We start from the raw sequence: 14695 nt of genomic DNA, 5'->3' as shown, positions 1-14695 counted from the left end.
ACCCAAAGGCTCACATAAGAAAATTGAGAGATAAATTTTGATTGTTTACAAACAATTTTTGATTGCTGTATCTGCTTTTTCAAAGTAACTTCTAATCTCGAAGTAGCCTATTTACCGCAGCTACCTCAAGTTGAATATTGATTGGCTACAAAAAGCTTATACTTCAGCTACTCAGCTGTAATAGTTGGTTGCTTATTTGAGTATTTTCATTGCTCATTACTCGTTCTAGAACTGTTTCTCTAATATTAATAAACAGTTCATGACTTCTATCTCGCGGGCGTGAAAGTTTCACAGGTAAATCTAAAGTAATTTGTCCTGCTTCAATCAGGATCACTCTGTCTGCTAATGCTACTGCTTCTTCTACATCATGAGTAACTAAAAATGCAGTAAATCTGCGCTCTTGCCACAAGGTTTCAATCAGATTTTGCATTTCTAAGCGAGTGAGAGCATCCAAGGCTCCCAAAGGTTCATCTAACAATAATAAACGTGGCTGACTCACTAATGCTCTTGCTAATGATACCCGTTGGCGTTGTCCACCAGATAATACGTAAGGCCATTCTTCAGCTCTATCCTCAAGTCCTACTTTCTGAAGCGCCCATTTAGCTCTTTCACGCCAATTACCTTGTAAACCTAATCCCACATTTTCAATAACTCGCTTCCAAGGTAGTAAACGAGGATCTTGAAACATCACGGTTACAGACCTATTGAGTTTCCGCAGTGGTTCTCCATCTAGTAGTATTCCCCCTGAAGTTGGTTTATCTAATGCTGACACAAGACGCAATAAGGTACTCTTACCGCAACCACTACGTCCCACAATGGCAACAAACTCACCTGGTGCAACTTCTAAATTCAATGAATTTAAAACATTTTTTTTGCCAAAATCTTTTGTCAGATCTAAAATACTTAGTTGTGTACCTTGTACATTTGAACTCACTCGAAAAACCTCCTTGTATTTACACAGTAGCTACAATTTTGATTGCGAACAAACGCATCTTGAATATCCAATTTTTGTCATGATTTCCAAAAAGCGATAATTTTCAGTATTTGACTTAAGACTGAAAACTATGCGCTTTGGTAATTAGGATTCCAAGCTAAAAACTTTCTTTCTAATGCTCTGGCGGTGGCATCTGCTAATTTGCCTAGCAAGGCATAAATAACAATACTCAATACCACAACGTCAGTTTGCATAAATTCACGAGCGTTCATCGCCATGTATCCCAGTCCGGAATCTGCTGCAATGGTTTCTGCAACAATTAATGTTAGCCACATAATCCCCAAGGAAAAACGGACGCCAACAAGAATTGAAGATAAAGCCCCAGGGAAAATGATTTGCCACAAAAGTTGTGGTGTTTTCAATCCATATACTCTTCCCATCTCAATCAATCCGGGATCGACACTACGAATGCCATGAAATGTATTGAGATACAATGGAAAAAATACCCCCATAGATACTAGAAATAATCTCGCTTGGTCGCCAATACCAAACCAAAGAATTACTAGCGGAATTAATGCCAAGTTAGGGATTGTGCGGAGCATTTGCAGTGAACTATCTAGTAACTTTTCTGCTGTACGAGAAAAGCCATTGAGCAAACCCAAACTAAACCCGATGCTGCCACCAACTATAAAACCAGATATAGCACGCCCAGCACTAATTCCTATGTGTTGAAACAATTCTCCAGTGGAAGCCAATTTAAATGCTGTGCCAATTACGCCACTAGGGGCTGGTAAAATTCTAGTTGAAAGCAGGCCAATTCTCGAAGAAAGTTCCCAAAGTACTAGTACGAGAATAGGCACAATCCAAGGAATTATCTTATCGAATTGGGGGTTGTTTAACAGTCCACTTAGGGATATATTACTACTTTTGCTGTGTTTGAGGGTGATAGTCATAGTAGTATTTTGGATTTTAGATTCTGGATTTTAGATTTTCCCTATCGAGAAATCTAGAAGGCGAAATTAGTAAATTTTTGGTAAGAATTCAGCACTCAAAATTCAAAATAAATGCCATCATATTTTTGAATTTTGATACATTCTAAATTCCCATGATTTTAGACTGGAAACTTGGTGTTTTTAATCCAAAATCCCAAATCTAAAATCTAAAATTGCCATTCCTATGAGGCAGCTGTGAGTTGTTTAGCAAGTTCTTCATTGGCAGCTGTTTGGCTAAAATGACTCAAAACTTCTGGTGTCGGCAGTGCAGATTGGTTTTGCAAAGGTAGATGTGGAAATAATAATTCTGCGGTGCGATATGCTTCTTCTAAATGCGGATATCCAGAAAAAACAAAGGTTTCTATTCCTAGCTCTTGATATTCCAGCATCCTAGCGATTATAGTGTCGGCATCTCCTACCAAAGCAGTACCGGCACCACCCCGCACTAATCCAATTCCTGCCCATAGGTTGGGGCTGATTTCTAAGGTTTGCCTTGAGCCATTGTGTAGTTGACTCATGCGCTGTTGCCCTTCAGAATCAGAACTAGCAAAGTCTTTTTGAGCTGTGGCGATCGCTTCTTCATCCACATACTTAATCAACTCATTGGCTGCATCCCAAGCCGCAGACTCGGTTTCTCGCACAATTACGTGCAAACGAATACCAAAACGTACCGTTCTACCTTGTTCTGCTGCTAGTCGGCGAACTTCAGCAATTTTTTGTGCAACCTGTTGTGGAGGTTCTCCCCATGTCAGGTACACATCTATATGTTTAGCAGCAACCCGCTTAGCAGCAGCAGATGAACCACCAAACCACAAAGGCGGATAAGGTTTTTGAACTGGTGGGAATAGGAGTTTACCACCTTTGATATCAAGGTACTTTCCTTGAAAATCAACTGTTTCCCCACTAACAATACCCCGCCAAACACTTAAAAATTCATCGGTTAGATCGTAGCGATCGTCATGACTCAGATGCAAACCATCCCCTGCAAGGTGTACGGGATCGCCACCTGTTACCACATTAATCAACAATCTTCCTTTAGAAATTCGGTCGAATGTAGCGGCCATACGGGCCGCAGCACCAGGAGAAGTAATTCCTGGTCGAATTGCTACAAGAAATTTCATTTGCTTGGTAACAGATATGAAAGCCGCAGCAGTAATCCAAGCATCTTCACAAGAACGCCCTGTAGGTAACAAAGCACCTGTGTAACCCAGACTATCTACAGCTTGGGCAATTTGCTGCAAATAATCGGGTGTAGCAACACGAGAGCCTATATCTGTGCCTAAATAGCGTCCGTCACGAGAGCCAGTAGGAATAAACCAAAGAATTTGCATGTTTATCAGGGTATGAGATTCCTTATTTACGCTTTTTCTATCGATTTACCGTAGTTTATAGGTGAAATTCTACCCGATATTACGTAAAAATCAACCCTAATTTAACCATTGGTAAAAATATTTGTTTGCCGCCTGACTTTATGGCGAGCAGACATGAGTACATAGCATTGCTAGCATTTCTTATATTCCCACTTTTGTGGTCTGGATGACTGTATTCCAAAACACAACTTTCTACCTATAAAATCATAATAATGATGAAAAAGCACAGGTAGTAGTACGCCAAGGCGACTTGGCTCTTTAAAGGGGCAAGGGGAAAGGGACTCATGTTTTTTATCCTTTCCCCTTTTCCCTTTAACCTTTACCCAACCTCCACCTAACATTTTTGGGTTGGCAGACTAGTAGGTCTTGCATTGTAGCAACCTCTATGCAAATATATTTCTAAATAAAATCCGCTAAGTCTATCGTTTTATCGGATTTAAGGAATTAATTGATGCTGTCAAAATATAGCTGATTAGCATTCATCAACTTTCTTTTCATCGTCTTGACTATCCTTTCAAGCAGGAAAATTAACAATTTACTGCAAATTTGGATTGTACATCGAACAACTTTTAGTGGTGGTTTCAATATCTGACATTTGTAAATTTTTCATCAATGAAACCTTGATTAAATCCACTATTTAATGGTTGAGCACAAACATGACATCAGAAAATTATGGTGTTGTTTTGTGCAATTTTGAGCTAGCTTATTCGTTTTCAGGTTGAGGAGTTAAAGAGTCATGTCCAAGTTTCGCTGGAATTATAGATCCATACTGTTTCTACTTTCATTGCTAGATATTATAGCTATTTTAGTTTTGAATCCGGCTAAAAGTCGGGCCGAACTACCCAAAGAATTAGAAGCAAACCAACCTCCAGAAGCAGTTGTTAATCAAACAATTGAAACTTCAATTTCCGAATTAGAAACAAACAAACCTCCAGAAGCAGTTGTTAATCAAACAGTTGAAACTTCAATTTCCGAATTAGAAACAAACAAACCTCCAGAAGCAGTTGTTAATCAAACAGTTGAAACTTCAATTCCAGGGCTAACTAGAAAAAAAGGTAAAAAGCCAGAACGAGTTACGCCTGTCTCAGAATTATCTGGTGTTGCACCACCCACTAAGAAAAAACCCACCACTAATTCAGCAGAACAAGTGACATCTGTCTCGCAACTATCAGATGTGAAGCCGACAGATTGGGCATTCCAAGCACTACAGTCTTTGGTGGAACGCTATGGTGTAATTGCCGGATATACAGATGGTACATTTAAAGGCAGTCGTGGCCTGACGCGCTATGAATTTGCAGCTGGCTTAAATGCAGCTTTAGATCGTCTCAATGAACTCATAGGGACATCAACAACAGATTTAGTCAGACGAGAAGACTTAGATACCATCAAAAAATTACAAGAACAATTTTCTCCAGAACTTGCTCAAGTCCGGGGACGGGTAGATAACTTAGAAGCCCGCACTGCACAGTTAGAAGCAACTCAGTTTACCACTACAACCAAACTTATAGGTAGAGCGCAGATTGTCTTTGGCTCACTTTTCGCAGGTAATAATGTCGTGACTAAGACACCTGCACCTCGGAATCCTACACTGCAAGGCAATGCTTCCTTACGCTTGAACACCAGTTTTAATGGTAAAGACTCACTCAGCTTATCTTTGTCTGGTGGAAGCATTGAATCTTTGGGACAAACAAGAGCTGGGTTATTAGGAACTTATGAGGGAAGAACTGCTGATAACGCCAGTATTACTTTTGCACGCAATCAAATTACTCTTGGTGGTGTTCGCTATCGGTTTTTAGCTACTCCAGATACTCAAGTCAATATTTATGCTCTATCGGATGGAGCTAGTGAGATAGGTCTTTCTGGGCCAGTTAACCCATATTTTGAATCGTCTTCTGCAACTGGGGCTAATGGAATTTCACGATTTTCACGACGGTCTTTGGTCTATAACTATGGAGATAGCGGCCCTGGACTTGCCATACTCCAACGATTAGGTAAACAAATTCAACTTGGGGTAGCATTTAGCGCTCCAAACGGTAATAATCCGCTACTGAATAATGGCTTATTTACAGGTAGATATCTAGCTTTAGCACAGCTAATATACTACTCTGCCAATCGCAATTTTCGCATCGCTGGAACTTACGTCAATACCTATAGCCCACCAAATACCCAAGGTTTTAGCGGAACAAACTTCGGCCCAGCAGTTGGAAGTAACCTAGTAAACAGCACTGTGGCTGGAGCCGGAACCGTAGGGAATCTCTATGGACTACAAGCTTTCTATCAACTTAGTCCTAAGTTTGCAATCAATGGATGGGTAAGTTATGCATCTCATCGCTATATAGGACGTGGAGATGGTAACGCTATGGATTGGGCAGTAGGACTCGCATTCCCGGATCTTTTTAAGGAAGGCGCTTTAGGGGGAGTTTTAGTTGGTATGGAGCCAAAACTTACCCGTCTGAGTAATAGTGTGAATTTGGGAGCAGGTTTTGGACAAGCAGATAAAGATACCTCGCTACACGTTGAGGCATTTTACCAATATAAAATCGGAAATAATATTGAGATTACGCCGGGTTTAATCTGGATTACTGCACCAGACTCTGATAATAATAATCCCGATAGTTTATTTGGTTGGATTCGTACCGTCTATAGGTTTTAGTCATTGGTCGTATTGGGAGTGTTGATTGATGACTGATGACTGATGACTGTAAGACCTACGCACGCTCTATGAGACGATGCACTTTGGTGTTCTTCTCTTCGAGATGCTTTGCGAAGGAAGGCGTCTTCTCTGCGAGACGCGAAACGCGATGGCGGTTTGATGAATTCAGCTTTTCCGTCATTTTTGCCTAAGTCCTGGAGAAAAATCGAAGATTTGGAGAAGGTGCTATTCAGTGTCGGGGTGTCGGTGTTCAAAATCCTTACATCCCACACCTTTACACCCAATTTCAGCAGTTTAGGGATACTGTTAAAAATTGAGCGTTAACGGTTCACAGTCAACAGTCAACAGTTAACAATACTTTATGTTGAAATTTATCTGTGAAAATACTTGCTTTTTGTCAGAAATTGTGAAAAGCTTTTTTATGTTATAAAACTACGGTTAATCGCTAAAGTTAAAGTAGTTTAATTAAAGTTAATCTACTGGCAACCCGAAGTAAAGAAGCCATAAATCGAGGGTAGTAGGGAACCCTTAACTAGTTAGGCAAAAAGATTTTTAATAGCGTGTGGCATCGATAGCATGAAAATTTGATGCTCAGGACTTGCTAGATGGGGGAAATATTTTAGATGCTGAAGACGTTAACAACTGATTTTGAACTTGACCTGCAAGCTGATGTCTTAGTAATTGGGGGTGGCCCTGCTGGAACTTGGGCGGCTTGGAGTGCTGCATCGAGTGGAGCGAGAGTTATCCTTGTAGATAAAGGATATTGTGGGACTACTGGATGTGCTGCCGCGTCTGGTAATGGTGTGTGGTACGTACCACCTGACCCAGAAGCACGGGAAACGGCCAAGGCGAGTCGGGAATCGTTGGGTGGGTTTTTATCCGATCGCCATTGGATGGATCGGGTACTGAATCAGACTTATGTCAACGTTAATCAGCTAGCAGAATGGGGTTATCCCTTTCCCACCGACGATGAAGGCAAACCCTATCGGCGATCGCTACAAGGCCCTGAGTATATGCGGCTGATGCGGCGGCAGATTCAAAGGGCAGGAGTTAAGATTCTAGACCACAGCCCAGCCTTAGAACTACTCGTAGATGAAGATGGCGCTGTTGGCGGTGCTACAGGCGCGAACCGCCAGACTGGTGCTAGATGGATGGTGCGATCGCGTGCCACAATCATTGCCACTGGTGGCTGTGCGTTTCTGAGTAAAGCGTTGGGATGCAACGTCCTGACAGGGGATGGTTATTTAATGGCTGCTGAAGCAGGTGCCGAGATGTCGGGTATGGAGTTCTCCAACGCTTATGGCATCTCCCCAGCTTTTTCTTCAGTTACCAAAACCCTGTTCTACAATTGGGCAACCTTCACCTACGAAGACGGCACCGCGATCCCTGGTGCTGGTTCTCAAAGAGGACGTTCGGTAATTGCCAAAACATTACTGGAACAGCCAGTTTACGCCATTTTAGATAAAGCAGCCGAATCCATGCGCCCATCCATGCGTCTGGCGCAGCCTAACTTCTTTTTACCCTTCGATCGCGCGGGTATCGATCCATTTACCCAACGTTTCCCCGTTACCTTGCGCCTAGAGGGAACTGTACGGGGCACAGGAGGAATTCGGATTATAGATGATAGCTGTGCTAGTTCCGTGCGAGGACTCTACGCTGCTGGAGATGCAGCCACACGGGAACTGATTTGCGGTGGATTTACTGGCGGTGGTAGTCACAATGCAGCTTGGGCAATATCTTCTGGTTATTGGTCGGGTAAATCGGCTGCTGAATATGTCCATAGTTTAAAAGAACAGAAAGCACAACCTCACCTCAAGGGAGTTGGAGAAGTAGCATTAAAGAGTCAGAGCGATCGCTCCCAGCAATTTGCAACTGATGAAGTGATTGAAGCAGTCCAAGGCGAAGTATTTCCCTACCAAAAAAACTTATTCCGTACAGAACAAGGCCTAACTGAATCTTTAGCAAAACTAAATTACCTCTGGCAAGAAATCCGCAGTAGCCAGGTAACATCAAATCAAGAACTGATTCGGGCTAGAGAAGCTGCGGCAATGGTAGCTACAGCACGATGGATGTATAGCAGTGCCATTGAACGTAAAGAAACTCGTGGTATGCACAAACATTTAGACTATCCCGAACAAGATCCGAATCAACAACATTACCTAGTTAGCGGTGGATTAGATCGAGTCTGGGTAAAGACTCAGCCACTAAACACTACAACAAAAGCAGAAATTCTCCAATCCAAAATCGTTCGACTGAGCGTAGCCGAAGTCCAAAATCTAAAATCCAAAATAGCAGGAGCAGCAGTGTGATTGAGTTGGTCAGCGAATCGCGGTGCATAAAATGTAATATCTGCGTCAACGTTTGTCCGACCAACGTCTTTGAGCGCGTACCTGATGCACCGCCAACTATCGCTCGACAAAGTGACTGTCAAACCTGTTATATGTGCGAATTGTATTGTCCAGTTGACGCCCTTTATGTAGCACCCCAAAGTGACATGCAGACTTCAGTCAACGAAGCAGAATTGTTAGAAGTCGGCTTACTGGGTAGTTACCGTGAAAACATTGGTTGGGGATATAAACGCACATCAACAGCAAAAGACGACCAAACATTCCAAATTCTCAAGCAGATGAAATAGTACAGCGGAGAAAATAGTCATGCTGTCGTTAAAGAAGGCAGAGGGTAGTCTTATAAACACAAAAGTTCGGCATTGTGAGCCTAGACATCGGGTGTCTAGTAGTTCGCCAAGTGAACTTGGTGGGGGAAAGGGGAAAGGGGAAAGGGGAAAGGTTTTAAATTCCTTACCCTTTACTCCTTCGCCTTTCTCCAGCTCTCACCGTATAAGATTATCAACTTCAGTGGCTTGTTTATTACTGCTGCTAACTACAGCATGTAGCCAAGGAAAAAGTGAATCGGCTCAATCCATCGAGGCGATTAATGCCAATAGTACTAGTTCCATTGCTGCATCAAATAATGTATCTACCTTGCGTATAGGTTATGTAGGTAGTATAGAACCTACAGGTTCCCTTGGTTGGGCAAAGAAAAAGGGAATATTAGAGCGCGAACTGAAAAAAGCTGGATTTGAAAATATTACTTTTGCGCGATTTCCCAACGGGCCAGATCTCAATGAAGCCCTTGTTGCAGGTCAATTAGATGTTGGTTCTTTAGGTGATACACCAGCGATAGTTTTGAGAGCTAGAGGCGAACAAACTCGACTACTGCGGATTAGCCAATTTAATACAACCGCTTGGCTAGTGGCGAAAAAAAATGGCCCGCGATCGCTTGCTGAACTTCAAGGGCAAAAAATAGCCACTCAAAAAGGTTCTTATATGCATCGATACCTGTTGGGTTTGTTAGCTGAAACAAAACTTGCTAAAAATGTAAAAGTAGTTCACTTGATGAGTACTGAAGCAAAAGCAGCATTAGAACGTGGTGATGTGGCTGCTTATGCAACTTCCAGTGATATGGGGCCTTATTTGAAATCCCAAGGTTTTCCCGTGATTGACTCTTCAGCAAATCATCAAGGTTTATCAGGTACTTCATTAATCGTAGCAACCGAAAGATTTCTCGCCAAACAGCCTGATTTTCCAGATAAATTTAATAAAATTCTCACAGAAGCAGCCAAAGATTTAAAAGCTAATTCTGAAGAATATTATCAGTACCACGCTCAAACTACTAAATATCCCGTCGATATCATCAAAGTATCCTATCCACTCAAACAAGTATCAGAAGAACCTTTACCACCTGAAGGAGTAAAACTTTTAGAAGGGACTAAAAACTTTTTAGTTTCCCAAGGTTTAGCCAAGTCCGATTTTCAATTAAAAGATTGGGAAGCGAAATAGGGAGTGGGGAGTAGGGAGATGGGGAGATGGGGAGATGGGGAGGTAGGCAAAGACGCTTTTACAACGGGACTCTTGAGAATAACTCCTAACTCCTAACTCTTAACCTCTATGCCCTATGCCCATAAATTCAATAATTTAGAGTAAATTATCATGACTATCGCCTTAGAACGTCCGAAAAAAACTAGGTCTGCTCAGATTCGGGAAAAGTTGGGTTATCCAATCATTGATACTGATGTGCATACCCAAGAATTTCCGCCGGCATTCTTGGATTATTTAGAGCAAGTTGCTGGAAGTGCCATAGCTGAACGTTTTCAAGAACATTTACCTGGCGCATCTCGCTCTAAATGGTTTAAGCAAAGTTGGGAAGAACGCCGCGCTTACCGGACTGCACGTCCTCCGTTTTGGACTCGTCCCACTAAGGATGCTTTAAATTTAGCCACCATTAGTTTACCGAAGTTGTTGCACGAGCGCTTGCAAGAAGCAGGTACAGACTTTGCAGTTGTGTACCCAAACTTGGCAACTATGGCCCCACATATCGGTAATGAAGAAATGCGGCTGGCTGTTTGCCGTGCGGTTAATACTTACCACGCTGATATTTTTCGTCCTTATAGCGATCGCTTAACGCCCATTGCAGCTATTCCTATGAATACGCCCTCTGAAGCGATCGCTGAGTTGGAATATGCAGTCAATGTCCTGGGACTCAAAGCAATTCAAATTCCAGGCCATATCCGTCGTCCGATCCCCGCTTTTGAGAAGTATGGCGAAGAAGTAGCAAACGAAGCTATCTGGATTGATACCTTTGGCTTGGATAGCAAGTATGACTACGATCCATTCTGGGCGAAGTGCGTAGAACTCAAAGTAGTACCCACCACCCACTCTTCTGGTATGGGATGGATAAACCGACGTTCCATTAGCAATTACCAATACAACCATATCGGTCACTTTGCTGCGGCTGGAGAAGCGCTGTGTAAATCTCTGTTCTTTGGTGGCGTCACTCACCGCTTCCCCACACTGAAGTTCGCCTTCTTGGAAGGAGGCGCAGCTTGGGGTGCTAGCTTATACACAGATTTGATTTGGCATTGGTATACCCGGAATAAAGACCATTTAGTAGAAAATAACAATCCCAACAATATTAATCGTGAAGAACTGCTAGAGTACTACACTCGTTACGGTGGTGAATTAGTACATGGTCGTTTGGATCGATTAGGTAGTGGTCTAGGTTTCCACGCCGACTTAGTAGCCCCCTTAGAACCAGGGGATTTAGATGAATTCGCCTTAGCGGGAGTTAGTAAGCCAGAAGATATTCGCGATCGCTTCTTGAATCACTTCTACTTCGGCACAGAATCCGATGATACCCGTGTAGCTCAAGCATTTAACCGCAAAGCTAATCCTTATGGCGATCGTATTAAAGCCTTCTTGGGTTCCGATTCTGGACACTGGGATGTACCTGATATTACAGCGATCGCTGCTAACACCTATTCGATGGTAGAACGCAAAATTATCAGCGAAGAAGATTTGCAATATTTCCTATCAACCCATCCCTTGGAGTTGTACACCAGTTTGAATCGTGACTTCTTCAAAGGTACAGCTGTTGAGAAAGCAGCGGATGAATTTTTGGTTGGGAAAGGGAGTAGGGAGTAGGGAGTAGGGAGATGGGGAGATGGGGAGATGGGGAGATGGGGAGATGGGGAGATGGGGAGATGGGGAGACAAAAAAGAGAATAACTCCTAACTCCTAACTCCTAACTCATAACTCCTAACTCATAACTCCTAACTCCTCAGTCAACATTTGAATAAGGTAAACTATCATGACTATTGCGTTAGAACGTCCGAAAAAAACTAGGTCTGCTCAGATTCGGGAAAAGTTGGGTTATCCCATCATTGATACTGATGTACATACCCAGGAATTTGAGCCAGCAGTCTTAGATTATTTGGAGCAAGTAGGCGGAACTGCAATTGTTGAACGCTTCAAAGAAAATTTACCAGGGTCTTCCCGCTTTAAGTGGTATAAGCAAACTTGGGAAGAACGTTTTGCTTATCGCACTAATCGTCCTAATTGGTGGGGTCGTCCAACCAAAGATACTTTAAATTTGGCTACCATTAGCTTGCCTAAATTACTGCACGAACGTCTGCAAGAAGCTGGTACAGACTTTGCTGTGGTATACCCAAATTTGGCAACGATGGCCCCGAATATCGGTAACCAAGAAATGCGGCGTGCTGTTTGTCGAGCAGTTAACACTTATCATGCTGACATTTTCCGCCCATATTCTGACAGGCTAACACCCATCGCTGCAATTCCACTGCACACTCCCGAAGAGGGAATTGAAGAGTTGGAATATGCGGTTAATGTCCTGGGATTAAAAGCAATTCAAATTCCTGGTTACGTCCGCCGTCCGATTCCGGCTTTTGAAAAGTATGGCCCAGAAGTGGCTAACGAAGTGGTTTGGATCGATAACTTTGGTTTAGATAGCCAGTATGATTACGATCCATTTTGGGAGAAGTGCGTAGAGCTGAAAGTTATACCCACAACCCATGCTTCGAGTCAAGGTTGGACGACTCAGCGATCGGTGACCAATGCCCAGTACAATCACATTAATCACTTTGCCTTCGCAGCAGAAGCATTGTGCAAATCTCTCTTCTTTGGTGGTGTAACTCGTCGGTTCCCCACCTTAAGATTTGCCTTCTTAGAAGGTGGTTCTAATTGGGGTGCTAGTCTATATGCGGATATTATTTGGCATTGGGAAACCCGCAACAAACAACATTTGTTGTCAGATAACAATCCTGCAATTATAGATAAGGAAGCACTAGTGGAGTTGTACGCCCGTTACGGTGGCGAACTTGTGCATGGACGCCTAGATCGAATTGGTGATGGACTGGGATTCCACCATCAACTATTAGCTCCAGAAGATCCAGGCGAACTCGATGAATTTGAACTGGCGGGAATTGAGAAGCCAGAGGACGTTCGCGATCGCTTCTTGAATCATTTCTACTTCGGTACAGAATCCGATGATACCCGTGTAGCCCAAGCCTTTAATCGTGCAGCTAATCCCTTTGGCGATAGAGTTAAAGCCTTCTTGGGTTCTGATTCTGGTCATTGGGATGTGCCCGATATCACCACTGTGACTGCCAACGCCTACTCAATGGTAGAACAGGAAATCATCACCGAAGAAGACCTCCGCTACTTCCTCTCAATCCACCCGTTGGAGTTGTACACCAGCCTCAATCGTGACTTCTTCAAAGGTACAAGTGTTGAGAAAGCGGCAGATGAGTTTTTAGGGAGTAGGGAGTAGGGAGATGGGGAGATGGGGAGATGGGGGGACGCGGGGACTCGAAGAATAACCAATTCCCAGTCCCAATGCCCAATGCCCCATGCCCCATGCCCATCTTTAAAGTGTTCCATGTTCCATTTCCTCTGTTTAGTTGTAGGGTGAGTTTTGCTCACTCTACATTTCTCCTAAATTCTGCGTTTCATGGCAAATTGTGAGGAATAGGAATGTTGACATAGCAATCAATTGAAGACTCCATATTTGCTGGAATTACGAATTATAAAAGGATAATTTTTTATGGTGCTAGACATTACAAAACCAAAGGATTATGATTATATTGATGTAGCAGCTTCATTATCTAAAGAACTCGCTCAATCGGCAGTTGAAAGGGATATTAAAGGCAGAGTTCCAGAAGAAGAAATTAATAGGCTGCGGGAAACTGGCTTGTTACCATTAGTTGTGCCTAAACAATATGGGGGAATTGGTGCAACATGGATTGATGCCTTAAAAATTGTGAGAAAACTGTCAAAAGCTGATGGTTCAATTGGTCAATTATATGGTAATCATTTGAATTTGACGGCTTTGGGTCATGTTTCTGGCACAGCAGTGCAAAAGGAAAAATATTATACTGAAACTGCTAACAATAATTTGTTTTGGGCAAATGCTATTAATACGCGGGATACTAGGCTAAAAATTAGCCCAGAAGGTGAAAATTTTCGAGTTAATGGTGTTAAAAGTTTTGGTACAGGTATTGCTGTTGCAGATTATCGGGTATTCTCGGCTTTACAAGATGGTGTAGAATTACCCTTTATATTTATCATTCCTAAAGATAGAGAAGGCTTAATTTCTAATCAAGATTGGGATAATATTGGGCAACGTCGGACTGATAGTGGTAGCTATACATTTAATAATGTTTTAGTATACAAAGATGAAATTTTAGGGCCACCAGAACCAGCTGATAATGCCTTCTCCACTTTTCTTGGTATTATTGCCCAACTAACAAAAACCAACGTTTATCTAGGAATTACTAAAGGAGCCTTTGCTGCGGCTCGTGAGTATACCAAAACTAATACTCGTCCTTGGATTACATCAGGAGTAAATAGTGCGACTCAAGACCCATATATATTGCATAATTACGGTGATTTTTGGGTTGAAATTCAAGGTGCGATCGCTCTAGCGGATTTAGCAGCCGAAAAGGTACAAGCAGCTTGGGACAAGGATATAGCCCTGACTCATCAAGAAAGAGGAGAAGTAGCGATCGCAGTTTCCGCAGCCAAAGCCTTAGCTACCCGCGTAGGTATAGATATTACCAATCGTATCTTTGAAGTCACCGGAACCCGCGCCACCGCAACCAAATATGGATTTGACCGTTACTGGCGAGATTTGCGAACCTTTACCCTCCACGATCCCGTGGACTACAAATTACGAGCCATAGGTGATTGGCTACTCAACGACCAGCTACCGGTGATTACGCAATATTCTTAGGGCATTGGGCATGGGGCATTGGTCATGGGGCATTGGGAATTGTTTATTCTTCGAGTCCCCGCGTCTCCCCCATCTCCCCAACTCCCCAGCCTCCCCATCTATTTATCCGCAGACCTCCCGATCCCCTTAATCCAAAATCCAAAATCTAAAATCCAAA

Annotated in this window: 12 protein-coding genes; 8 read left to right on the top strand and 4 right to left on the bottom strand. The window is 42.8% G+C overall.

The genetic code is table 11. From position 1 onward, the window contains the following. Positions 1–163 precede the first annotated feature (163 nt). From VF06_RS10630 to ssuD, 3 genes are all read right to left on the bottom strand, one after another. The gene (locus tag VF06_RS10630) at positions 164–934 is read right to left on the bottom strand and encodes an ATP-binding cassette domain-containing protein (RefSeq protein WP_099069602.1); all 771 of its coding nucleotides are present in this window, start codon (positions 932–934) and stop codon (positions 164–166) included. A gap of 128 nt (positions 935–1062) precedes the next feature. Continuing rightward, complete coding sequence (ssuC, locus tag VF06_RS10625) at positions 1063–1887, bottom strand: aliphatic sulfonate ABC transporter permease SsuC (protein ID WP_099069603.1); 825 nt, start codon at positions 1885–1887, stop codon at positions 1063–1065. Between the two features lie 221 nt (positions 1888–2108). Then, positions 2109–3257, bottom strand: coding sequence for an FMNH2-dependent alkanesulfonate monooxygenase (ssuD, locus tag VF06_RS10620; RefSeq protein WP_099069604.1), 1149 nt, complete (start codon positions 3255–3257; stop codon positions 2109–2111). 775 nt (positions 3258–4032) lie between these two features. Here ssuD and VF06_RS10610 point away from each other — a divergent pair. Further along, the gene (locus tag VF06_RS10610) at positions 4033–5949 is read left to right on the top strand and encodes an iron uptake porin (protein WP_099069606.1); all 1917 of its coding nucleotides are present in this window, start codon (positions 4033–4035) and stop codon (positions 5947–5949) included. Here the strand turns inward: VF06_RS10610 and VF06_RS39085 are convergent. Beyond that, on the bottom strand, positions 5946–6203 hold the full coding sequence (locus VF06_RS39085; RefSeq protein WP_143861676.1) for a hypothetical protein: 258 nt from the start codon (positions 6201–6203) through the stop codon (positions 5946–5948). The two genes, VF06_RS10610 and VF06_RS39085, sit on opposite strands and share 4 nt — an antisense overlap. A 369-nt stretch (positions 6204–6572) precedes the next feature. Between VF06_RS39085 and VF06_RS10605 the strand changes: the two genes are divergently transcribed. The 7 genes from VF06_RS10605 to VF06_RS10580 all read left to right on the top strand — a co-directional run bounded on the left by VF06_RS10605 (position 6573) and on the right by VF06_RS10580 (position 14538). After that, positions 6573–8258: an FAD-dependent oxidoreductase gene (locus VF06_RS10605; RefSeq protein ID WP_099069607.1), complete on the top strand. Its 1686-nt coding sequence runs from the start codon at positions 6573–6575 to the stop codon at positions 8256–8258. After that, complete coding sequence (locus VF06_RS10600; protein WP_099069608.1) at positions 8255–8584, top strand: 4Fe-4S binding protein; 330 nt, start codon at positions 8255–8257, stop codon at positions 8582–8584. Before VF06_RS10605 ends, VF06_RS10600 begins: the two co-directional genes overlap by 4 nt. A gap of 220 nt (positions 8585–8804) precedes the next feature. Next, positions 8805–9788, top strand: a complete 984-nt coding sequence (locus VF06_RS10595) for an ABC transporter substrate-binding protein (protein WP_244917973.1) — start codon at positions 8805–8807, stop codon at positions 9786–9788. A 150-nt stretch (positions 9789–9938) separates the two neighbouring features. After that, entirely contained in the window at positions 9939–11429 is a 1491-nt protein-coding gene (locus VF06_RS10590; RefSeq protein WP_099069610.1) for an amidohydrolase family protein, read from the top strand. 166 nt (positions 11430–11595) lie between these two features. After that, a complete protein-coding gene (locus tag VF06_RS10585; RefSeq protein ID WP_099069611.1) occupies positions 11596–13077 on the top strand; it encodes an amidohydrolase family protein in 1482 nt (493 codons plus the stop codon). A 12-nt stretch (positions 13078–13089) separates the two neighbouring features. Then, entirely contained in the window at positions 13090–13218 is a 129-nt protein-coding gene (locus tag VF06_RS42575; protein WP_257207541.1) for a hypothetical protein, read from the top strand. A 132-nt stretch (positions 13219–13350) separates the two neighbouring features. Then, a complete protein-coding gene (locus tag VF06_RS10580; RefSeq protein ID WP_099069612.1) occupies positions 13351–14538 on the top strand; it encodes an acyl-CoA dehydrogenase family protein in 1188 nt (395 codons plus the stop codon). Positions 14539–14695 lie beyond the last annotated feature (157 nt).

The organism is Nostoc linckia z4, from assembly GCF_002608075.1.
GTDB lineage: Bacteria > Cyanobacteriota > Cyanobacteriia > Cyanobacteriales > Nostocaceae > Nostoc > Nostoc linckia.
Note: the sequence above shows the minus strand (reverse complement) of the source record. Positions and strands in the feature narration are given on the sequence as shown.